Below are 22780 nucleotides of genomic sequence, written 5' to 3'. Positions count from 1 at the left end.
AACAAAGGGAGGGTACGCACCGCGTACCCTCCCTTTTTCTGCTGTTTGGAACTTATTTCAGCTCTACCCGCTCACGCAGGCTGCTGGTAACCGGCAGCTGCAGCGACTGTGTTGCATAGCCGGTGCAGGCGATCTGGGCAACATAATTGCCGCGCTTCAGACTAAAGGACGCCGTGCCGTCCATACCGGTAGTTACACTCTTGCCGCCGACTGTCACAATCGCGCCCGAAAGCAGTGCGCCATATGCGTTGGTCACCACAATCTGCACCGTCTCCAAAATCTCGCCGGTCAGCTTCACGGTGCGGGCCGAGGAAACCTTCACATTCTGCGACAGCGTCTCCGTAAAGCGCTCATGTGTCACCGTAACCTTGTAGGAACCGCGCTTGACATATACCGTTGCCCGGCCGTCACGATCCGTATAGGCAGACTGCTCAGCGGTACCGCTCTCCGCATCCTCCGGCCGGAAGCTCACGGACGCGCCTTCGATCGGCAGGCCGAGGTCATCGACCACATTGGCGGTCAGCGCATAGGTTGTTACATAATTGACGCGCAGCACCGGATTGCGCCCGCTCGACATCACGAACGTAAAGTCCGCATAAGAGGCGCCGTTCTCGCCAAACGAAGCAACTGCCGATTTATTCAGCGTAACCGTGCTGCCGTCCACGCGGTACTGCCAGTCTTCCTCCAGCGTCTTGCCGCCGGCACGGATATACTTGAGCGTTGCGCCGTCCACCGTACGCAGCGTCAGGCTGATATCCTGATAGCCGCCGGAATTCTGGTTAGAGTCAAAATCAACCGTTTCCGCCGACAGCTCATTGATGGGCGAGGTATCCTCCACCTTCAGCGAGCAGGTCATGGAAGACCCGCGGCTCGGCACAAACGTAATGGTGTAAGTGCCGCGGCTCTTTTTGGCCAGTGTATCACGCATCAGGCGTACCACACCGGTCGAAGCATTATAGGTATAATCTGCACCGTGCTCCAACACCGTGCTGCCCAGCTTCACGCTGTCCAGCAGGGTGCCTGCGGGCATAGCCAGCGTAACGGTCAAATCGGTATGATTGGCCGATCCGTCATACTTATCAAATGTGATCTGCGACGGGCTGACCGCGCTCTGTGCAGAATCGCCCACCACAAGGCCGATAGCTGCCTTAGAGCCGTCCTCAAACAGCAGCTCCGCGGTATACGTGCCGGTACGCAGGGTAGTCAAAAAGGTTTTGTACAGACGGATGCCGTTTTTTCCGCTCAGCAGGTTGTAATCCTTGCCCTGCGCAAGGTTTTCCCCGTCTACCGTGATGCGCACCAGATCGTTCTTGTCCGCATTGAAGGTGAATTCATAGGAATGGGCGATCGCATCCTTATTGGCCGCGTCGATCGACAGCACCGAAGGCGATACCGAAACACTGGTGGAGGCCGAAACCGACTCGCCCGCGATCACTGCGGAAACACCGCCCGCCAGCTCGTAGGAATCCGGCCGCATGACCAGCTCGCAGCCGTTTACATTCAGCTTAGCTGTTTGCACCGAACCGCCGCCGGTCACCTCCGTTGCGCCGTTCGCAGTCAGGTCGGCAACCGTAGTGCTGCCTGTGGTCAGGATTGAGGTCTTGCCCGCAGTGGAAACATCCCACACCGCTGCATCCAACGTCAGCGCCAAATCATCGCCGGTGATGCGCAGGTCAGCAAAACCGCCTGCGGATGCCGCCAGACTGCGTTCGGACAGCGAAGCCGAAGCCTGCAGCGTTACTGTGCCGATATTGGTGTTGCCGGTCGCCTCGATCTGCGGGGTCAGGCCGAGCGGATTGGATACGGTCATCTCCAGCGCAGAAACACCATCCAGCGTCACATTACCGCTGCTGATGACCAAATCGCCCTGCACCGTTACATTGGACAGGGTGACGTTGCCGGAAAGCACGCCTTCCGTAATATACAGGTTGCCGGGAACCACCGCATCGGCCAGCGTGCACGGTGCGGAAATCGTTACGTTTTTCGTATCGCTGTTTAAGTTGCCCTGCGTATAGGCAAAGCCGCTCGTGCGCAGCGAAGAACCAAGGAAAAAGTACAGCAGCTTAGCGATCTCTCCGCGCTTGAGCTTGCCCTGCGGTTTGAACGTACCGTCGGTATAGCCATCGATATAGCCCTGCCGCACCGCCTCGGCCACATAGCTTTTGCTGTAATCGCTCAGCTTGTGCTTATCCGAAAAAGCGTTCAGCTCGGAATCATCAGCCGCAGGCGTATACTTGTGCAGACGGCCGAGGATGGTTGCAGCCTGCTCACGCGTCAGGGTCCCTTCGGGGTCCATCCGCGTATCGCTCACACCGTTAATGTAACCGTGCTTGACCGCGATCTGTACCGTTTCGTAATAAGCCGAGCCGGCGGGCACATCCGCATAGTGGATTGCCGCCTTTTCGGTAAAGCCGAACGCACGGTTGAGATAGCGCATAAACTCCCAGCGGGTCACCGCCTGCTCCGGCGTGTATTTGCCGGTTGATGCAGAGGGCTTGATAATGCCCAGCTCATTCATTTCAATCAGGTATTTTTTCGCCCAATGGCCGTCAATGTCGGAAGCAGCCAGCGCTGTCGGCAGCATACACACCAGCATGGCAGCCGTCAGCACGGCGGACAGAAATCTTTTCACAGCGATCACCTCTTTGGTTTATTAGTTTTATTCTACCATTGTTTTGCACATTTGTGTACTGTTATTTTTTGTGCAGTCTTACGGAAGAAGAGCTGTAAAAATCATGCACCGCGGCGCTTAACTGTGGTAAAATGATATTTATTACCATAAAAGGAGGTTCCGTGATGGACAACCTACGCATTTATGAAGAGGACGGCTATATCCACTTCATGCTCCGTCCCGAGGATCTGCTGCGGCTGCGCTATTCCGAAGAGGCCAAAATGCCCTTCGTTGACTTTATGGACGGCTGGCTCGATCAAATGAAAACGCAGGTACGCGAAAACACGATGGATGGCTACCGCTACGCTTTTGAAAAGCACATCCGTCCGTTTTTCAGCGCCCGCGGCACCACGCTCGCCACGGCCCGGCCGATGGATTTTCAGGATTTTGTCAACGCAAAGTTTGCACAGGGCCTGTCCCCCACCTCGATCATCAAGTTTCATTCGATCATGCACAAATGTCTGAAATACGCGGTAGCGCTGCAGATCATCCCGGTCAACCCCTCGGATAATGTGATGCTGCCCAAGCGCTATAAATACCGCGGACAGGTGTACGACCGGGCGCAGATCAATGTCTTTCTGGCAGCAGCGCTGCACTCTCCGGCGGAAGCGGCCTTTGTGCTCGCCGCAACCTACGGTCTGCGCCGCAGCGAATGTGCCGGACTTCGCTGGAGCGCGGTCGACCTGCGCGCACGCAGCATGGTCATCAACCACACGGCGGTGCAGTCCGGCGGGCGGATCATTTACGCGGATAATGTGAAAACCAAATCAAGCTACCGTACCCTGCCGCTTTCGGATTCGCTGTGCCGGTACCTGCGTGACCTGCGCCGCCGGCAGGAAGCCAACCGCAGGCGGTTGGGCAAGCAGTACTGCAAAACCGGCTATGTCTGCTGCTATGAGGACGGCTCCCCCCTGCGGCCGGACTATATCTCGCGTGAATTCGAGCGTGTGTGCCGCCGGGCGGCACTGCCGCGCATCCGCTTTCATGATCTGCGTCACTCGGTCGCCACCATTCTGCTGCAGCAGGGCTTTTCCCTTAAGCAGATCCAGGAATGGCTGGGACACTCGGACATTGCGACGACTGCCAACGTATACGCCCATGTGCCTTATGTAGAAAAGGTCTCCATTGCCAAGGGTGCCACACCGGTGATCGGACTGTAACGGTGCGCTGCAATCTAACTGTAATAATTCCGCTCCTGTGTCACGATTGTTACACTTGTTCCGTCCGTGTTGAGAAAATCAGGCGAAGCCGATATAATTTGGGTAAGAACTTATTCCAAGGACGGAAACTGCCATGCTGAAAAAACTTTGCTCCGCCCTGCTGCTGGCTGGCGTAATGATCGTCGGCGCTGCCGCGGCAGGTTCGGTTTTCCCCGCCTACCGCACCGATATCGACGGTGTAACGCGTGCGGGCTATCTGGATGAAGAAGGACAGACGGTGCTGCCCTACGCCTACGCACAGGCCGGCGAGTTTGCCGCGTGCGGTATGGCCGCCGTTGAAAACGACCGGTGGGAGACCGCCGTGATCGACCGCACCGGCAAGCTGGTCATCCCCTACACCGCAGCCCCGGTAAGCGTGGATTTTTCAGATACGATGATCGCCTACCGCTATGCCGATCACAGCGTCTATTACACGCTGGATGGCAAGCAGGTCGGCTCCTACGCCGGCGCTGTCGGTTTTTTTGAAAATGACCTGCTGCTCTGCCGCAGCGCCGCCTCTAACCGCTGCTTTTATGTGCATCCCAACGGTGAGCGCGCCTTTCCCGGGGAATTTGCCGATGCCGGTGTTTTTTCGGGTGGGCGGGCGCTTGTGCGCAGCACGGACGGCGCTTATCTGGCGATAGACGCGCAGGGCAACACGCTATACACACTGGAGAGCAGCATCACCCCTTCTTATATGACGATCTTCGGCGAGGATACCATTGTGCTTTCCAACGGCACCAATCAGGCGCTGTATTCACTTTCCCGCAGTGAATACCTGACCGATTTTCTCTACCACACCATTTCGGAATTTGAGGACGGCGTGGCGATGGTGCGTCAGGTCAACCGCTGGGGACTGATGGATACCACCGGCCGCCTGCTGACCGAGCCGACCTACTACTACCTTTCCTATATGGGCGAGGGGCTGTACGCCGCCCGCAGCGAGGATGGCTCTGCCGCCGCAGTGGATGCAAACGGCAATATTGCTTACCGCACCCCCAGCTATGTCGGCGGATTCAACGAGCTGCGCTACGGTCTGTCGTGGCACGGCATGGAGGATGGCACGCTTGTCTTCTTCCGTAAGAACGGCGGCTACTTTGCCAGCCTGAAACAGGCGGAAAACCCCACCCTGCTAAGCGAAAATGTAGTGCGCGTCACGCAGGACGGCACTATCAAATACATCAACCTGTCTACCGGCCACACCCTATCCGCACAGCCAACCACATTCGATCTGGGCGAAGGCCTTAGCGCGCACACCGTGCATTACGAAAAATTCATGGGCTATCAGGCGGATGGTACTGAGCACGGCTGGAATGTCGATTTTCCGGAGATCCGCGGTCTGCCGGATGAAAGCGTACAAAAAAGCATCAACCAAGCCATCCGCGCCTTCTTTCTGGAGGGACCGTCGGTCTCTGCGGAATATGAGGCGCTCGAGGGCGGCTACGGTGCCGCTGTGGAAGGCTCCGTGCTTGTTGTATGGGCAAACTGCATCAGCGGCAAGGGCGAGGGGGCTTCCGTGTGGAACAACTGCCTTGCCTTTGACCTGCGCACCGGCACACCGTATCAGACAGCCGATCTGTTCACGGGCGATTATATGGATACCATCAAAGCCCTGCTGCCGTCCGAGCATCCGATCTACCTGTACAGCTTCCCGCGCATGAGCGAGACAGGCGTGACATGGTACTATAATGAATATGAAAGCAGCGTCCGCCGCGCTTATACCGAAAGCTATCTGCTCTCTTTCGAGCAGCTCGATGCCGTGCTCGACCGTACGGGTGCCTGCTGGCAGGCTCTTCACACGCCGTATACCCCCGCAGTCAATACTGTCGCCGGCTTCCGCGATGTTAAAACAAGCCACTGGGCAGCAGAATACATCCAAACCGTGGCAGACCGCAGCCTGATGCACGGCGCAAACGGCCTGTTCCGCCCGGATGACGCGATCACCACCGCCGAGGTCTGCGCCACAGTCGCACGCAGCCGCAAGCTCAGCATACCGGAAACGCTGATGCCGGGTCTGGATCACACGCAGTGGTATGCAGGGGAAGTCAGTGCGGTCTATGCCGCCGGTCTGCTGGAAGGGCTGACTGAAAACTTCCGCCCGGATGCTGTAATGACCCGTGCGGACGCCATGCAGCTTTTTGCCAACCTATTGACCGCGCAGGGCGCCGCTCTGCCGGACACCGCAGCGGCCGAACCGCTGCTTGCCCCGTTTTCCGATGCAGGGCAGATCCCCGGCCCGCGCCGCGCCGCCGCGGCGCTGTGCATCCAAAAGGGGCTGATCAGCGGCCTGTCGGACAGCACCCTTCAGCCGCAGGGCAGCTTCACCCGCGCCGCTTTTGCCAAGCTGCTGACCATGATTTGATGTTGACAGGCTATCCCCTTTCCCTCGCCTAACAAGCAAACGCCCCCGTTTCCTGCTGGAAACGGGGGCGTTCTTGTTGCTTCGAACGATGCAAAATTTTCTGTATCGAAAGTTTTTCGGCAGTCTCCTCAGCTTTTATACATGGGCGCTGCCGTGCATTTTTGTGTGGGCAGTCGGTTCACTTCGCCGTATCATTGGACAGGCCGAGCTTGTCAAACGCAGCAAACAGCAGGCTCATCAGCATGCCGACGATTGCCGCCAGCGTCATACCGGAAAGCGATACATTGCCCATTTGCAGCGTAACGCCCGAAAGACCGGTAACAAAGATGACCGAAGTCAGCACCATATTGCGGTTGCGGCCGTAATCCACCTGATTATCCACCAAAATCCGCAGGCCGGAAGTGCCGATCATGCCGTACAGCAGAAAGGAAATGCCGCCGATGACCGGGCCGGGAATGGTCTGGATCAGCGCCGCCAGCGGGCCAACGAATGAGCAGATGAGCGACAGCACCGCCGCGCCGCCGATCACGCGCACGGAATACACGCCCGTGATCGCCATTACGCCGATGTTTTCGCCGTAGGTCGTGGTCGGCACCGAGCCGATCAGGCCGGAAAGCGCCGTGGAAAAGTTATCCGCAAACAGCGAGCGGTGCAGCCCCGGCTCCTTGAGCAGGTCTCGCCCGACGATTTTGCTCGTCACCAACTGGTGGCCGATGTGCTCGTTGGCAATGACCAGCAGCACGGGCAGCATGATCAAAATCGCATCCAAATTGAATTTGGGCGTCTGGAAGTCCGGCAGCATGAACAGCGGCTGCTGCAGAGCTGCTGCGATCCCGTCACGGATCACATGCTCACCCATCACAGCCTCAGTGATCAAACCGGTAGCGTAACCGCACAGGATCGCAATCAGAATCGGGATGACCGAAAGGAAGCCGCGGAACAGCACGCTGCCCAGCACCGCTACCGCCAGCGTAACGCAGAAGGTGATGACCGTAGCGCTGGTAACGCCTTCCCCGACGATTTTGCCGGTAGAAGCGGCGCTTCCCGCCAGCTCCAAACCGATCAGCGCAACCACCGGCCCCATTGCCGCAGGCGGCAGCACCACATCGATCCATTTGGTGCCGCACTTGTAAATGATCAGCGCCAGCAGGCAGCCGCATGCGCCCACCACCACAAAGCCGCCGAGCGCATATTGATATCCCCACTGTTGGATGATCAGTGTGGCCGGCGCGATAAACGCAAAGGACGAGCCGAGATAAGCCGGCGCCTTGCCCTTGGTGATGGCAATAAACAGCAGCGTGCCTACGCCGTTCATAAACAGCACGATCGCCGGATTGATGCCGAGCAGGAACGGCACCAGTACGGAAGCACCGAACATGGCGAACATGTGCTGGATCGACAGCGGCGCCAGCAGGCGCGGCGGTACCTTGTCCTCGACCTGGATGATCTTTTTTGTCTGCATTTGTCTTTTTATCCCCTCTTTTTTAATTCCGGACGCAGCCGGTGCATATGAAAACGCGCTGCCGCGCGGTTTTCTCAATCAAACAGACGCTTGATATCGTCCATGCGGGCGCAGGCCATGTTGTAGCCCATTTCATAGCCGTATTCCAGCCGCTCCATATCCTTTTCAAAGCTTGCAAGCGGTTCGTCCGGCTGGAGCAGCACGGTGTTTTCCGGCTGCTTGGCCGCCAGTTGACGGCACAGGCACACGGTATCATTATACCGCTTAGGACGGCTGAGCATGGTCTCACACAGCTTGGGATACCTGCGGCGCATGGCGCGGGCGGCCAGCAGCGTACCGCGCGACTGCTGCTTGCGGTAGCTGTCCGGCTGTGTCAGCACGATCAGGTGCTTGGTATTGCCGTCATGCAGGCTTTTCACAATCGGGATCGGATCGGCCACGCCGCCGTCATAATAAATTTTGTCCCCCATTTTGACCGGCGGGAAATAAATCGGGATCGAACAGGTGGCGCGCAGCATGGTGCACGCTTTATCCAGCTGCATCCCGTCCAGATATTCCGCCTCGCCGGTTTCGGCATTGGTCACACCGACGAGCACCCGCCCCTGATACTGCAAAAACGTATCCCAGTCAAAGGGGAGCAGCTCATTGGGAATGGTGTCAAACACAAAATCCACCCCGAAAATCGAGTGATCGTGCAGCAGGTTGCGTGCGCCGAGATAGCGCTTGTCATGCCGGTAGCGGCGCAGCACTTCCCAGTTGCGGCCCCGCTGGCGGGACAGATAGGAGATCCCGTCCGTAATGCCGGCGGAAACACCGGAAACATAGTCAAACATCACATCGTGATCGAGCAGCGCGTCCATCACGCCGCAGGAAAAAATAGGGCGGAAGGTCCCGCCCTCCAAAATCAATGCAGGCATTCGTACTCTTCTTTCCTTATCAGCTTTGTCCGTTCCCCGCGCATTATCTCCGCTTGCGGGTGGGCGGCTTTTTTCCCTTGCGGGCGGCGTGTCCCCGTCCCGCGCGGCGGCGCTGGGCACGGTTGCCGCGCGGCAGCGCATCCGCCGGTTCCACGTTCTGCGGCGGCAGCCCGGCCTGCGGCAATGTGCCGTCCGCCGGTGCAAAATCGATCTGTCCCGTGACCTCGCTGGCAGCGATCAGCCGCACGCGGATGGGCATACCAACGGTAAACCGCTTGCCGGTATGCCTGCCCTGCATGGTCATATGCTGCTCGTCATACTGGTAATAATCCCCTGCCAGCAGTTCCACGCGGATCAGTCCCTCGCAGCCGTTCTCGAGCGCGGCAAACACACCGAACGCCTGCACGCCGGATACCTCTGCGTCAAATTCCTCCCCGATGAACTGCTTCATATACGCCGCGATGAACAGCTTATCGATATCGCGTTCACAGTTATCCGCCGCCTGTTCGCGGTTGGTGGACTGGGACGCCGCCTCCTCGCAGGCGGTGTGGTCGGCATTGGTAAATTCCGCCCCGTCAAGCGCCTTTTGCAGCATCCGATGCGCCACCAGATCGGGATAGCGGCGGATGGGCGAGGTAAAGTGCAGGTAAAACTTGGCCTTCAGCCCATAATGCCCCAAGCATTCCTCCGCATACCGCGCCCGCGCCAGACTGCGCAGCAGCAGCATGGGCAGGATGCGCTGTCTGGGGTCGTTTTTCGCCCCGCGCAGCACCGCCTGAAACTGGGCGGTATCCTGCGGCTTGCCGGGATCGATCCGGTAGCCGAACGGCCGCGCAAACTGCGCGAACACGCGCAGCTTATCCGGATCCGGGTTTTCATGCACGCGGTACACAGTCGGATTATCCCGCTTGCACATAAACTCTGCCACCGCCTCGTTGGCGGCAAGCATGAACTCCTCGATCAGCTTTTCGCTGTCGCCGCGCGAGCGGAAGGCGATTCCGGTCGGCTGTCCGTCCGCATCGACCGCAATGGCGGTCTCCGGGATCTCCAGCTCGAGCGCGCCGCGCTCGATACGGCGCTTATACAGCGCCTGTGCCAAACGGTTCATCTGTTCCAGTGTTTCGACAAGCGGCGCATATTCCGTCCGCAGCGCCGCATCGCCGTCCAAAATATCGTTGACCTTGCGGTAGGTCATGCGCGCACCCGAGCGGATGACCGATTTGGCAAATTTCGCCCCGTAACGGCGGCCGTCCCGATCCATCTCCATCAGGGCGGAAAAGGCCAGCCGGTCCACGCCGGGATTGAGCGAGCAGATGCCGTGCGACAGCGCAAACGGCAGCATAGGCACCACATGGCCGGGATAATATACCGAAGTGCCGCGCCGGAAGGCTTCGCCGTCCAGCGGCGAGGCGGGCGTAACGTAATGGCTGACATCCGCAATGTGCACGCCGAGCAGATAATGCCCGTTTTCAAGCGGCTCGAGCGACACCGCATCGTCAAAATCCTTGGCGTCATCCCCGTCAATGGTGAATACCAGACGGTCGCGCAGATCGAGCCGCCCGGCGCAGTCTGCTGCGGGCACCTCCTGCGGGATCGCATCCGCCTGTGCAAGCACATCGGCCGGGAATTCCTCATACACACCGTTTTCGCGCAGGATCGCGGCGATCGACGCCTGCATCGTGCCGTCCTCACCCAGATCGGCCTGCACCACGCCGCGCGGCGCCAGACGGTCATCGCCGTAATGGGTAACCGAAACCGCTACGCGGTCGCCCACCTGCGCCGGACCCAGATCATGCCGGTCGATCATGATCTCGGGATATTTTTTCGACACCGGCTGCACATAATACTGGTTTCCCCGCCGGCAGAGCGCCCCGGTCAGCTCGCCGCCCGCGCGGCTGAGCACACGGATCACCGTTCCCTCGCTCCGTCCCCGTCCGTTTTTGCGTTCGCTGAGCTTGACAAGCACCCGGTCGCCGTGCCACGCGCCGCCCGCCGCGTTCGGCGGGATAAACAGGTCGTCCGGCTTGGGGTTGCCCTCCGCCGTATCGGGCGCAACAAAACCAAACGCCCGCTCGGTTGCCAGATAGGTGCCGGTCACGCAGCCGTAGTGCGCGGACACAGCAAAGCGGTTCTTTTTGTTTTTCGTGATCAGGCCGTCTGCCAGCAGGCGGTCGATCGCCTGCTTCAGCTCCTGCTTTCCGGTTTCCGGCAGGGCGCGGCGGATCTCATCCATCCGCAGTGGCTGTGCCAGCAAAGAAAGCAAGGTGCTTTCCAGTGCGTTGTTCTGCATAAGTCGCCCTCCTTTTCGTGTGTATAACAGTATACCATTTTCCGCTGGGATTGCAAAGTAAAATCAGCGCAAAACCGTAGGAAATGCCCCTATCAGCAGTGCCGCAGCCAAAAAGCGACCGTTTTCCCGCCTTGCGCCGCACGCCGCGGCATGGTACACTAAACAAAACAGACAAATGCTGCGGAAAGTGAGGAAAACCACATGAAAGCATTGATCACCGGCGCGTCCTCCGGCATCGGGCGCGAGATTGCCCGCCTGCTGGCCGCGCGCGGCTACGAGCTGGTGCTGTGCGCCCGGCGGGAGGACCGCCTGCGGGCGCTGGCCGCCGAGCTGCCGACCGTCTGCCATGTGATCGCGGCAGATATCGCAGATGAACAGGAGTGCCGCCTGCTCTATCAGGCGGTGCGCGGCGATGATCTGGAGGTCGTCGTCAACAACGCAGGCTTTGGCCTGTTCGGGTCGTTCGCCGCAGGCGATCTGGATGAAGAGCTGCGTATGATCGACGTCAACATCCGTGCCGTCCATATCCTGACCAAGCTCGCCGTGCAGGATTTTACCGCCCGCGGACGCGGCTATATTCTGAATGTTGCCTCCTCCGCCGGTTTTCTGCCCGGCCCGCTGATGGCAACCTACTATGCGACCAAAAACTACGTTCTGCGGCTGACCGAAGCCGTCCGGGAAGAACTGCGCCGCGCCGGCAGTCCGGTGCGCATCTGCGCGCTCTGCCCCGGCCCGGTGGATACCGAATTCAATCAGGTGGCAGGCGTGCGGTTCACCCTGAACGGGCTGGCCGCCGCACGCGTTGCCCGGGAAGCCGTGGACGGGCTGTTCGCCGGTAAGGGCATTGTTGTACCCGGCGCCGCTATGAAGGCGATGACCCTTGCGCGGCATTTCGCACCGGACTGCCTGCTTGCCCGGATCACCTACCATTTCCAGCACAGGAAGAACGGCCGATGAACGCACACGAGATCCGGCACACCCTGCAAGACGAATTCCGGCACACGCTGCGCAAGCCCTTTATGCGCGCGGTGCGCGACTATGCGCTCGTGCAACCGGGCGACCGCATCGCGGTGTGCATTTCCGGGGGAAAGGACTCCATGCTGCTCGCCCTCCTGCTGCAGGATCTGCAGCACACGGTCGATTTTACGCTGTGCTTTCTCGCTATGGATCCGGGCTATACCCCGGAGGGCCGCGCCCAACTGGAGCAAAACGCCGCCCGGCTGGCGCTGCCGCTCGAAATTTTCCGCACGGATGTACTGCGCATCGCAGGGCGGCACGCGGCCGGGCATCCCTGCTTTCTGTGTGCTAAAATGCGCCGCGGCTACCTGTATGCCGAAGCGCAAAAGCGCGGATGCAGCAAGATCGCCCTCGGCCACCATTACGACGATGCGATCGAAACCGTTCTGATGGGGCTGCTGTACGGCGGGCAGGTGCAGGCCATGCTGCCGCGCCTTGCCGCCCGCCATTATCCGGGGATGGAGCTGATCCGCCCGCTGTATCTGGTGCGTGAGCGCGCCGTGCAGTCATGGGCGGACAGCTGCGGCCTGTCCTTCCTGCCCTGCGCCTGCCCCGCCAAAGCGCTGCAAAGCGATACCAAGCGCGCTGCGGTCAAGGCGCTGATCGCCCGGCTCGCAGCGGAAAACCCGCAGATCGAGGCCAATATTCTCAATGCGGTCAAAAACGTGGATACCGCCAAATTGCTCGGCTGGCGGGATGACACCGGCGCCCACAGTTTTCTCGACCGTTTCCGGTAGAGGGCCTGTCGTAAAAAATCTGCAAGTTTTCTGGACAAGCGCCCCGCAGCGTGGTATGATAGGAGCGAAAAAAACAACTTTTCGTCAGAATGGAAAGGAGACCACCCATACTATGACCATTCGCATCGGTATTTTGGGCTATGGCAACCTCGGCCGCGGTGTAGAAGCCGCAATCGCCAAGAATCCGGATATGGAACTGAAGGCCGTTTTCACCCGCCGCGCACCGGAAAACCTGCATATTGCTACCGCAGGCGCAAAGGTGCTGCACGCGGATCAGGCGGAAGCCATGAAGGACGAGATCGACGTACTGATGATCTGCGGCGGCAGCGCCACCGACCTGCCCGAGCAGACCCCCAAATATGCAGCGCTTTTCAACGTGATCGACAGCTTTGACACGCATGCACGCATCCCGGCGCATTTTGCAAACGTAGATGCTGCCGCGAAAAAGGCCGGTAAAATCGGCATCATCTCCTGCGGCTGGGATCCCGGCATGTTCTCCCTCAACCGCCTGTATGCCTCCTGCATCCTGCCGGACGGCAAGGACTATACCTTCTGGGGCCGCGGCGTCAGCCAGGGCCACTCGGACGCAGTGCGCCGCATCGAAGGCGTTCAGGATGCACGCCAGTATACCGTGCCCGTACCCGCCGCGCTGGAAGCCGTGCGCGCCGGTCAGAATCCCACGCTGACCACCCGCGAAAAGCACACCCGCGAAGTATTTGTCGTTGCAGAGGAGGGCGCAGATCTCGCCCGCATTGAGCGCGAGATCAAGGAAATGCCCAACTATTTTTCGGATTATGACACCACCGTGCACTTTATCGACGCAGACACCCTTGCCCGTGAGCATGCCGGCCTGCCGCACGGCGGCTTTGTCATCCGCAGCGGTGAAACGGCAGAAGGCCACCACCATGTGATCGAATACCGCCTGCAGTTGGATTCCAACCCGGAATTTACCGGCTCGGTGCTCGTTGCCTATGCCCGCGCGGCATACCGCATGGCGCAGGAGGGCATGAGCGGCGCCAAAACCGTATTCGATATTGCCCCCGCCTACCTGTCCGCCCAGTCGGGCGAGGAGCTGCGCGCGCATATGCTGTAAGCGCCAAATAAAACCAGAGCAAAAAGGATCTGCGTGACGCAGCGCCTTTAAGACTGTCGAAAAACTTTGTTTTTCCGACAATCCGTGTTTGGGCGTTGCCAAACACAAACACGAAAAAGTTCCCATACGGAAACCTTTTCTCTCTCAGGGGATAGAAAGTCAGGCACATATCCTGACTTTCTATGCATTTGCGCTGCAAATGCCGTTTCATGCGCGCTGCCGCGCGTATCACTGGCACTGATCTGCCAAACACTTTTCAACCGGCTGAAAGGATCTGCGTGACGCAGCTCCTTTTTGTGTTTTTATGAAAGGAACGAATTGCGTTGAAGCACTCTACCGGCGCCCTGATGCGGCGCTTTGCCCCCTATTTCCGCCCCTATGCGGGCGTGCTGCTGCTCGACCTGTTCTGCGCCGCCCTGACCACCCTGTGCGAGATCGGCCTGCCGATGATGATGCGCTATCTGGCGCAGGTCGGCATGGATGATATGGCCCGCCTGCGTATGGGTCTGGTGCTGCGTGTGGCGGCGCTGTACCTCGTTCTGCGGCTGATCGATGTGGCCGCCTCCTACTTTATGGCGAACATCGGCCACGTGATGGGCGCAAAAATCGAAACCGATATGCGCTCGGCGCTGTTCAGCCATCTGCAAAAGCTGTCGTTCAGCTATTTTGCAAACACCAAGGTCGGCCAGCTGATGGCACGCATCACCGGCGACCTGTTCGATGTGACCGAATTTGCCCACCACTGCCCGGAGGAATTCTTTATCGCCGGGCTGAAGATCATCGTATCCTTCCTCATCCTGTGCACGGTCAACGTGCCGCTGACCGTTATTATTTTTGCCATCGTGCCTGTCATGGCGGTCGTATGCGGCAAATTCAACCACAAAATGCGGCAGACCTTTGCCAAAAACCGCCGGCAGGTCGGCGAGGTCAACGCACAGGTCGAGGACAGCCTGCTGGGTGTGCGCGTGGTCAAATCCTTCACCGGCGAACAGCGCGAGATCGACAAATTCGAACGCGGCAACCACGACTGGCTGGAGATCAAAAAGGAAAACTACCGCTGGATGGGCGCGTTCACCGCAGCCACCCGCGCCTTCGACGGGCTGATGTACATTGCGGTCATCGTGGCGGGCGGCCTGTTCATGGTCAACGGACAGATCGACCCGGCGGACTTTATGGCCTATCTGCTGTACGTATCCACGCTGCTGGCCACAATCCGCCGCATCGTGGAATTTGCCGAGCAGTTCCAGCGCGGCATGACCGGCATCGAGCGCTTTTTCGAAGTGATGGACGTGGAGCCCGATATCCAAAGTCCCTCCAATGCGCACAAGCTGCCCCGTGTGCAGGGCAACATCCGCTTTGAGGACGTCTGCTTTGCCTACGCCGACGATCCCGATACGCCGGTGCTCGACCACCTCGACCTTGACATCCGCGCCGGGCAGAGCGTGGCACTGGTCGGTCCCTCGGGCGGCGGCAAAACCACGATCTGCAACCTGATCCCCCGGTTTTACGATGTCACCGGCGGCCGTGTCACGGTGGACGGGCACGACGTCCGTACGGTCGAGCTGGACTCCCTGCGCGAACAGATCGGCGTGGTCCAGCAGGATGTATACCTGTTCTCCGGCACGATTTTTGAAAACATCGCCTACGGCAGGCCGGGTGCTACGCGCGAGGAGGTCATGCAGGCTGCCCGGCAGGCCGGTGCGCATGACTTCATCAGCGCCACGCCGGACGGCTACGATACCTTTGTCGGGGAACGCGGTGTGCGTCTCTCCGGCGGGCAGAAACAGCGCATCTCGATCGCACGGGTGTTCCTCAAAAATCCGCCCATCCTGATTCTGGACGAGGCCACCAGCGCGCTCGACAATGAATCTGAACGGCTCGTGCAGCAGTCGCTCGAGCGGCTGGCTGAGGGCCGCACCGTGCTCACCATTGCGCACCGCCTTTCCACGATCCGCAACGCAGACAAGATCGTTGTGCTTACCGAGGAGGGGGTATCCGAGCAGGGCACCCATGCCGAGCTGCTCGCCCGGCCGGACGGCGCGTACGCCCGCCTGTACCGTCTGGCAGCCGAAAGCTGAAGCTGATCCATCGGATATTCGCCGCACAAAAGCAAGAAAAGTCAGGACATACGCCTGACTTTTCTTGCTTTTTATTGTTTACCGCTACGGCAGGATGCCCAAATGCTCGAGCAGTATCTTCCCGCCCATCAGCACCAGCACAATGCCGCCAAAGCGTTCAGCACGAGCCTTATATCGTACACCGAACATATGCCCAAGCTTAACGCCCACACAGGCAAGCGCAAAAGTCACCAGACCGATCAGACTGACCGCAGGCACGACATCCACCTGCAAAAACGCAAACGTGACACCGACCGCCAAAGCGTCGATGCTCGTCGCAACAGCCAGCGGCAGCATGGCTGCCGGGGCAAAGGAGCTGTTCACCGTGTCCTCCGCCTGCCCGAAGGACTCACGAATCATGTTCAAGCCGATCAGACCGAGCAGCACAAACGCGATCCAATGATCCACGTTGGTGATGACTGTCTGAAACCGGATGCCCAATGCATAGCCCACCGCCGGCATCAGCGCCTGAAATCCGCCGAACCACAAGCCGGTCCACAGCGCGTGCTGCGGCCGCAGCGCCTGCACGCCCAGCCCCTTACAGATGGACACGGCAAACGCATCCATCGCCAAACCGACCGCGATGATGAAAAGCTCCCATATCTGCATCCTGTATCCTCCTGTTTCCGTCGTCTTTCCGCAGAGTAAAACGCGCTCTCCCCCCTGCGGAAGCTTTATTACGCAAAGCAGGAAAAGTCAGGCACATGTCCTGACTTTTCCAAGCAAACTGAAGCATATATACTCCCAAACGACTCCCACGCAGCACTATGCGCTGTTGCATTGCATCATCATAGCATATGCGACGGAAAAAGGCAATATACCGGTCATTCCCGTCGGCCGAACAAGCGGCCAAACCACTTGTGCCAGCCTGTCTCGGGCGGCACAGGCTGGGCAGCCTGCCCCTGCGCCTCCGCCTCTGCCTGCTGCATCAGCAGTGTCTGCGCGCAGACCGGATCGGGCGCCGAAGGCTTTTGAGCATAGCTGCCGTCCGGCTGTAACACACGGGCCTTGATGGTATCATGCTGCATGGCATACAGGATCTCATGCAGCCGCGCACGCACCTCGGGTGCATCCACCGGACAGGCGATCTCCACACGGCGCTCGGTGTTGCGCGTCATCAGGTCGGCGGAGGAGATATACATTTTTTCCTCCGCCCCGCGGCCGAACACATAAATGCGCGAGTGCTCCAGAAAGCGGCCGACAATGCTCGTCACCGTGATATGCTCGGTATGCCCCGGCACGCCCGGCTTGAGACAGCAGATGCCGCGCACGATCATTTCGATCTGCACCCCCGCGCAGGAAGCCTGCCGCAGGCGCTCGATCACATCAATATCGGTGAGTGAATTGAACTTGAGCAGGATATACCCCTCGCTGCCGCGGGCAATCTGCTCGTCGATCAGGGCAAGTATATTGCTTTTGAAGCTGTGCGGCGCTACGAGCAGCCGGTCATACCGTCCTTCCAGATTGCCCAGCGCCATGTTATTAAAAAACGCACCCGCATCCGCGCCGATCGACTCATCCGATGTGATGAGCGATACATCGGTGTATTGTGCGGCGGTTTTTTCGTTATAGTTGCCGGTGCCGACCTGTGTGATATGCCGCACGGCGCCGCGCTCCTGCCGGGTGATCAGACAGATCTTGGAGTGCACCTTGTATTCCTCAAAGCCGTAAATGATCTTGCATCCGGCCTCCTCCATGCGTTCCGACCAGTCGATGTTGTTCTGCTCGTCAAACCGGGCGCGCAGCTCGATCAGCGCGGTCACATCCTTGCCGTTTTCGGCGGCGGCGCACAGGTATTCGACCAGCTTGGCCTTGCGCGCCAGACGGTAGATCGTAATGCGGATGGAAAGCACAGCGGGATCGTTGGCAGCCTCGCGGATCATCTGTAAAAACGGCTCCATGCTTTCGTAGGGATAGGAAAGCAGCACATCGTGCCGCAGCGCGGTTTTGAGCAGGCTCTGCCCCGCGGGCAGCATGGCGGGCTGCTGCGGCGTAAAAGGCGGATCGGACAGCGCCGCGCGCTGTTTTGCCGAAAAGTGTTCGCCCAGCGAAAAAGCATAGCCCAGCTTGAGCGGCGCCCGGCGGGATAAAAAGATCTGCGTATCCGACACATCAAAACGGGAGCGAAAATATGCGCGGAAATGGTCGCTGACCGGACGGGTCAGCTCGACGCGCACCACCGCCATGCGGCGCCGGCGGCGCAGCAATTTCTCCATTTTCTGCCGAAAATCCCCTTCTTCCGCACCGAAGGTTTCGTCATCCGGATTGATATCCGCATTACGCGTCACACAGAAAACGGTTTTTTCCAGCACATCGTACATTTCAAACACGCTGCCGGTGTATGCCAGCAGAATCTCCTCGGTCGGCACGTAGCGCTTGCCGCTGCCCGGCAAAAACACCAGCGGCGGCAGCGAAGCGGGAACGGGCAGCAGCCCCAGCCGCTCGTTTTTTTTATGACCGAGCAGGGCGGCAATATGCAGCACCTTGCCCTCCAGATGAGGAAACGGATGATGTGCATCCACAATTTGCGGGGAAAGCACGGGCGCGACCACGTTTTTGAAATACTGCTTGATGTATTTTTGCTCATCAGGTTCCAGTTCCTGCATGGAAAGACGGCACAGCCCCTCCGCGCGCAGGCGCTGCACCACATCGGCAAAGGCAGCATCCCGCCGGGCATACAGCGGCTCGACCGCCGCGTAGATATGCCGCAGCTGCTCCTTGGCGGTCATGCCGGATTTGTTATCGACATGGTTTTTATCCACCGCCGCCATATCGCACAGGCTGCCGACGCGGATCATAAAAAACTCATCCAAATTGCTGGTGAAGATCGCCAAAAACTTGCACCGCTCCAGCAGGGGGACGGTTTCATCCTCCGCCTCGGCCAGCACACGGGCATTGAACTGCAGCCACGAAAGCTCGCGGTTTTGCGTATAGCCCTGTTCCCAGATCGCTTGTGTCATGGCATGTCACCCCCTGTATTTCAGTTCTGCCGCCGCACCGGGCGCAGAACAGCCACATTATAATAGTGTATACGGGTATTATACTGTTTATCAGCAGCAGGTACAATGTGTTTTCTGTAAAATATGCGTAAAATCCATGTGGAATCCTGTCCGGCTTGCAGGATAAGAAGGCATCTGCTATACTGAAGCTATACCATAGAAAGGGGATGCGCCTATGCGCAACATCTGGCATGATATCGACCCGCGCAGCATCACGCCGTCCCATTTCACCGCCGTGATCGAGATTCCCGCGGGCAGCAAAAAGAAATACGAGCTGGATAAAGCCACCGGCCTGCTGCAGCTCGACCGCATTCTGTATACCTCTACCCATTATCCGGCCAATTACGGGTTTATCCCGCGCACCTATGCGGATGATGGTGATCCGCTGGATGTTCTGGTGCTGTGCACGGAAGCGCTCGACCCGCTGATCGAGGTGGAATGCTATCCAATCGGCGTGATGCGCATGATCGACGATGATGAGATTGACGACAAGATCATCGCCATTCCGTTCGGTGACCCCACGTGGAACTTTTACCACGAGATCGATCAGCTCCCCCCGCATTACAGCAGCGAAATCACGCATTTTTTCGAAGTATACAAAGGTTTGGAGCACAAGCACACCGCCACTTCGGATGTGCTCAACCGCGCACAGGCAGAACAAATCATCTGTGACTGCATGCAGCGCTATGAAGTGCATTTCTGCGGCCGCCGTCCGGAAAAGGAATCGCCGCAGGAAACATGACTGCGATCCCGTCTGCCACCCATTTGCCTATCAAACAACGTCCTTTCAGTCTGTCGAAAAAGTATTTTGTTATGAAGCGTGAGCAACACGCGCGGCAGCGCGCATCAAATAGAAAATTGCAGTAAACTGCAATTTTCATAAAAACCCGCGACATGCGCGTGGGTTTTTATACAAAACGACGGAGAATTGTGCCCGAAGGGCGCGATTCTCCGTCGCACATTCGATCGAAAGCGTGGTTTCGATCGAGAGGCTGCAAAGGACGCTTTACAGCGTCCTTTTGGTTTGTTATCCGATTATTCGGAAAGCAGCATCCGGTCGTTTTCGATGTTGAACTTTTCCAACAGATCGCGCACGGTCAGGTGCTTTTTCTCCTCGCCGCGGATATCCACGACCACGCGGCCGGCGTCCATCATAATCAGGCGGTTGCCGTACTGGATGGCGTTTTTCATGTTGTGCGTTACCATCAGTGTGGTCAGGTTGTCGCGCGCGACGATCTCCTCGGTCAACTGCAGCACCTTATCCGCTGTTTTGGGATCAAGTGCGGCGGTATGCTCATCCAGCAGCAGCAGATCCGGCTTTTGCAGCGTGGCCATCAGCAGCGTCAGCGCCTGGCGCTGTCCGCCCGAGAGCAGGCCGACCTTGCTGGTCATGCGGTCCTCCAGCCCAAGGCCAAGGGTTGCAAGCCGTTCACGGTAGATTTTACGCTCCTCATTGGTGATGCCGCTGCCCAGTCCGCGCGACCGGCCGCGGCGATAAGCCAATGCAAGGTTTTCTTCAATACCCATGGTGGCAGCCGTGCCCATCATGGGGTCCTGAAACACCCGACCGAGGAACCGGGCGCGCTTGTGTTCAGGCAAATGGGTCAGGTTAAAACCATTCAGACGGATCAGTCCGGCATCCACCGGATATACGCCTGCGATCAGGTTAAGCGTGGTGGATTTGCCCGCGCCGTTGCCGCCGATCACCGTGACGAAATCGCCGTTTTCCAGCGTCAGATCCAAACCGTCGATCGCACGTTTTTCATTCACTGTGCCGGCATTAAAGGTTTTATAAATCCCTTTCAGTTCAAGCATTGCCGTCATCCTCCTTTCGGGCTGTTACTTCACCGGCGGCACGCTTTTTGGCATGCCCGTGGAAATATTTGCTCTTCCAGTAAGGAATGGCAAGGAATACTGCAACCACTGCCGCTGTGATGAGCTTGAGATCGTTGGTATCCAGTCCCGCAGTGAGGACGATCTGGATCACGATATAGTAGATCACCGCGCCGAGCGAGACCGACAGCAGCTTGAGCGCAAAGTTCTGGAAAATGCGGCTGAACACAACCTCGCCGATAATGACCGCCGCCAGACCGATAACAATAGCGCCGCGGCCCGCGTTGATATCGGCAAAGCCCTGATACTGGCAGTAAAGCGCGCTGGAAAGCGCAACAATACCGTTGGAAATCATCAGGCCGAGCACCTTGTTAAAGCTGACATTGATGCCCTGCGCACGGCTCATGTTCGGGTTCGCGCCGGTCGCACGGATCGAGCAGCCGAGCGATGTGCCGAAAAACCAGTACAGCACGGCAATGGCAAGAATGGTAAACACCGCCGCCACAAAAATCGGATTTTCGAGCGTCATCCGGCGCACATTGCGCAGCGAAACCAGCAGGTCGTACTGATCCGGATTGATCGCCATATTCGCCTTGCGATCCATGATGCGCAGGTTGATCGAAAACAGCGCCAACTGGGTCAGGATACCGGCCAAAATAGCCGGAATGCCCATAAAGGTGTGCAGGATACCGGTGACCAATCCCGCGAGCATTCCCGCGATAAAGGCACACAGCAGCGCTACCCACACATTGGCGCCGTTCATCATCATCACGATGCAGACCGCGCCGCCGGTCGCCATGGTGCCGTCCACAGTCAGGTCGGCCAGATCAAGCACCTTAAAGGTGATATACACACCGATCGCCATCAGGCCCCAAATCAGGCCCTGTGCCACCGCGCCGGGCAGCGCGGCCAACAGGTCGGAGAAGAATTCCACTTTTAATTCCCCCAATATGTAATAATCTGATAAAGCGCAAAAGCACTTACCATAGTATAGCAAACAAAAGCGGAAAAGGGAAGCCCTTTTCCGCTTTTCGGCTACCGTTTTGCTGCCGTTTTACGCCTCGATCGCCTGATACCCCTCGGGAATGGTGATGCCGAGCGCATCGCAGTTGGCGGCATTGTACATCTTGGTAAAGTTCGGCGCGGGCTGCACTTCCATTTCGCCCGGCTTCTGGCCGCCGACAAGGATGTCATACGCCATCTGTCCGGTGATCTCGCCCAATTCATAGTAGTCGATCGACAGGGTGGCGACACCGCAGCCCTGACAAATGCCCTGCTCACCGGCCACAACCGGCACCTTGGCGGGCAGCACCACATTGGCGATCGCTTCCGTGCAGGAAGCGGCAATATTGTCGGTGGGAATATAGATCACATCGCTGCCCGAAGCGGCCTTCTGTGCCACCGATGCCACATCATTCGTATCGGTAAAGGCATATTCGGTGCAGGTATATCCCATTTCCTCCAGAAGCGGCTTGATGGTGTCGATCTGGTAGCGGGAGTTCGGCTCCGCCGAGCAGAACAGCAGGCCGACGTTCTTCGCCTCCGGGAACAGCTCGTGCAGCATTTCCGCCTGTCCGTCCAGCGGTGCCAGATCGGTCGTACCGGAAATGTTGGTGCCGGTCTTACCGGACCAGTCGGATACGCCGAGCGCAGTGCCGTAGTCCGAGATCGAGGTGCCGAGCGTCGGGATATCCGCCGTGGCGGACTGCGCCGCCTGCAGGGCTGCAGTCGCGTTGGCCATGATCAGATCCACGTTGGAGGAGACAAAACCGCTGACGATCGGCGCGCAGTTGGCCGAATCGCCCGATGCGTTCAGCTCATCAAATTTAACCGTGCCGCCGTCCGCCTCTACCAGCGCGGACAGCTTGTCGCGGAAGCCCTTGGTGGCCTGATCGAGCGCCGGATGCTGCTGGAGCTGCACGATACCGACCTCATACTTCCCCGCCTTGGCTGCATCGCCGCCGGTCTCTGCGCCGCCGTCGGGTGAACTGCCGCAGGCAGTCATGGTCAGAGCCATAGCGCCAACCATCAGCGCAGCAAGCAATCTCTTTTTCATCAAAACCCCTTCTTTGCCATTCAGATA

Annotated in this window: 16 protein-coding genes; 7 read left to right on the top strand and 9 right to left on the bottom strand. The window is 58.7% G+C overall.

All coding sequences use genetic code 11. The features are described 5' to 3' along the window. Nucleotides 1-52: 52 nt before the first annotated feature. Nucleotides 53-2632, bottom strand: a complete 2580-nt coding sequence (locus T363_RS0101805) for a X2-like carbohydrate binding domain-containing protein (protein ID WP_031472671.1) — start codon at nt 2630-2632, stop codon at nt 53-55. Between the two features lie 164 nt (nt 2633-2796). Between T363_RS0101805 and T363_RS0101800 the strand changes: the two genes are divergently transcribed. Beyond that, on the top strand, nt 2797-3831 hold the full coding sequence (locus T363_RS0101800; protein WP_051643022.1) for a tyrosine-type recombinase/integrase: 1035 nt from the start codon (nt 2797-2799) through the stop codon (nt 3829-3831). 133 nt (nt 3832-3964) lie between these two features. Then, complete coding sequence (locus tag T363_RS0101795) at nt 3965-6232, top strand: S-layer homology domain-containing protein (RefSeq protein WP_031472667.1); 2268 nt, start codon at nt 3965-3967, stop codon at nt 6230-6232. Between the two features lie 178 nt (nt 6233-6410). Here T363_RS0101795 and uraA read toward each other — a convergent pair whose 3' ends face one another. The 3 genes from uraA to rnr all read right to left on the bottom strand — a co-directional run bounded on the left by uraA (nt 6411) and on the right by rnr (nt 10901). Next, on the bottom strand, nt 6411-7694 hold the full coding sequence (gene uraA / locus T363_RS0101790) for a uracil permease (protein ID WP_031472665.1): 1284 nt from the start codon (nt 7692-7694) through the stop codon (nt 6411-6413). Nucleotides 7695-7768: 74 nt separating this feature from the next. Next, nucleotides 7769-8611 carry a patatin-like phospholipase family protein gene (locus T363_RS0101785; RefSeq protein ID WP_031472663.1) on the bottom strand — a complete coding sequence of 281 codons (843 nt, stop codon included), beginning with the start codon at nt 8609-8611 and terminating at the stop codon, nt 7769-7771. A gap of 43 nt (nt 8612-8654) precedes the next feature. Then, nucleotides 8655-10901 carry a ribonuclease R gene (gene rnr / locus T363_RS0101780; protein WP_051643021.1) on the bottom strand — a complete coding sequence of 749 codons (2247 nt, stop codon included), beginning with the start codon at nt 10899-10901 and terminating at the stop codon, nt 8655-8657. 201 nt (nt 10902-11102) lie between these two features. On the opposite strand from rnr, the gene T363_RS0101775 reads away from it, so the two are divergent. The 4 genes from T363_RS0101775 to T363_RS0101760 all read left to right on the top strand — a co-directional run bounded on the left by T363_RS0101775 (nt 11103) and on the right by T363_RS0101760 (nt 15826). Beyond that, complete coding sequence (locus T363_RS0101775; RefSeq protein WP_031472659.1) at nt 11103-11858, top strand: SDR family NAD(P)-dependent oxidoreductase; 756 nt, start codon at nt 11103-11105, stop codon at nt 11856-11858. Continuing rightward, the gene (locus tag T363_RS0101770) at nt 11855-12655 is read left to right on the top strand and encodes a tRNA lysidine(34) synthetase (RefSeq protein WP_031472657.1); all 801 of its coding nucleotides are present in this window, start codon (nt 11855-11857) and stop codon (nt 12653-12655) included. The genes T363_RS0101775 and T363_RS0101770 overlap by 4 nt, the downstream gene beginning before the upstream one ends. A gap of 112 nt (nt 12656-12767) precedes the next feature. Beyond that, a complete protein-coding gene (locus T363_RS0101765) occupies nt 12768-13748 on the top strand; it encodes a diaminopimelate dehydrogenase (protein WP_031472655.1) in 981 nt (326 codons plus the stop codon). A 347-nt stretch (nt 13749-14095) separates the two neighbouring features. Beyond that, nucleotides 14096-15826 (top strand): ABC transporter ATP-binding protein, encoded by a 1731-nt coding sequence (locus T363_RS0101760; protein ID WP_051643024.1) that lies wholly within the window; start codon nt 14096-14098, stop codon nt 15824-15826. 84 nt (nt 15827-15910) lie between these two features. On the opposite strand, the gene T363_RS0101755 is transcribed toward T363_RS0101760, so the two are convergent. Further along, entirely contained in the window at nt 15911-16474 is a 564-nt protein-coding gene (locus tag T363_RS0101755; RefSeq protein WP_031472651.1) for a manganese efflux pump MntP, read from the bottom strand. A 215-nt stretch (nt 16475-16689) separates the two neighbouring features. Continuing rightward, nucleotides 16690-18825: a polyphosphate kinase 1 gene (ppk1, locus tag T363_RS0101750; RefSeq protein ID WP_034971437.1), complete on the bottom strand. Its 2136-nt coding sequence runs from the start codon at nt 18823-18825 to the stop codon at nt 16690-16692. Between the two features lie 214 nt (nt 18826-19039). Between ppk1 and T363_RS0101745 the strand changes: the two genes are divergently transcribed. Beyond that, on the top strand, nt 19040-19606 hold the full coding sequence (locus T363_RS0101745) for an inorganic diphosphatase (RefSeq protein ID WP_031472647.1): 567 nt from the start codon (nt 19040-19042) through the stop codon (nt 19604-19606). 293 nt (nt 19607-19899) lie between these two features. Here T363_RS0101745 and T363_RS0101740 read toward each other — a convergent pair whose 3' ends face one another. The 3 genes from T363_RS0101740 to T363_RS0101730 all read right to left on the bottom strand — a co-directional run bounded on the left by T363_RS0101740 (nt 19900) and on the right by T363_RS0101730 (nt 22753). Beyond that, a complete protein-coding gene (locus tag T363_RS0101740) occupies nt 19900-20679 on the bottom strand; it encodes an ABC transporter ATP-binding protein (protein WP_031472645.1) in 780 nt (259 codons plus the stop codon). After that, nucleotides 20672-21631 carry an ABC transporter permease gene (locus T363_RS0101735; RefSeq protein ID WP_034971436.1) on the bottom strand — a complete coding sequence of 320 codons (960 nt, stop codon included), beginning with the start codon at nt 21629-21631 and terminating at the stop codon, nt 20672-20674. The genes T363_RS0101740 and T363_RS0101735 overlap by 8 nt, the downstream gene beginning before the upstream one ends. Nucleotides 21632-21751: 120 nt before the next feature. Further along, nucleotides 21752-22753, bottom strand: coding sequence for an ABC transporter substrate-binding protein (locus T363_RS0101730; protein ID WP_031472641.1), 1002 nt, complete (start codon nt 22751-22753; stop codon nt 21752-21754). Nucleotides 22754-22780 lie beyond the last annotated feature (27 nt).

Source organism: Agathobaculum desmolans ATCC 43058, from assembly GCF_000701665.1.
Taxonomy (GTDB): domain Bacteria; phylum Bacillota; class Clostridia; order Oscillospirales; family Butyricicoccaceae; genus Agathobaculum; species Agathobaculum desmolans.
The sequence above is the reverse complement of the archived record's forward strand: the minus strand, read 5'-3'. Positions and strand labels throughout refer to the sequence as shown.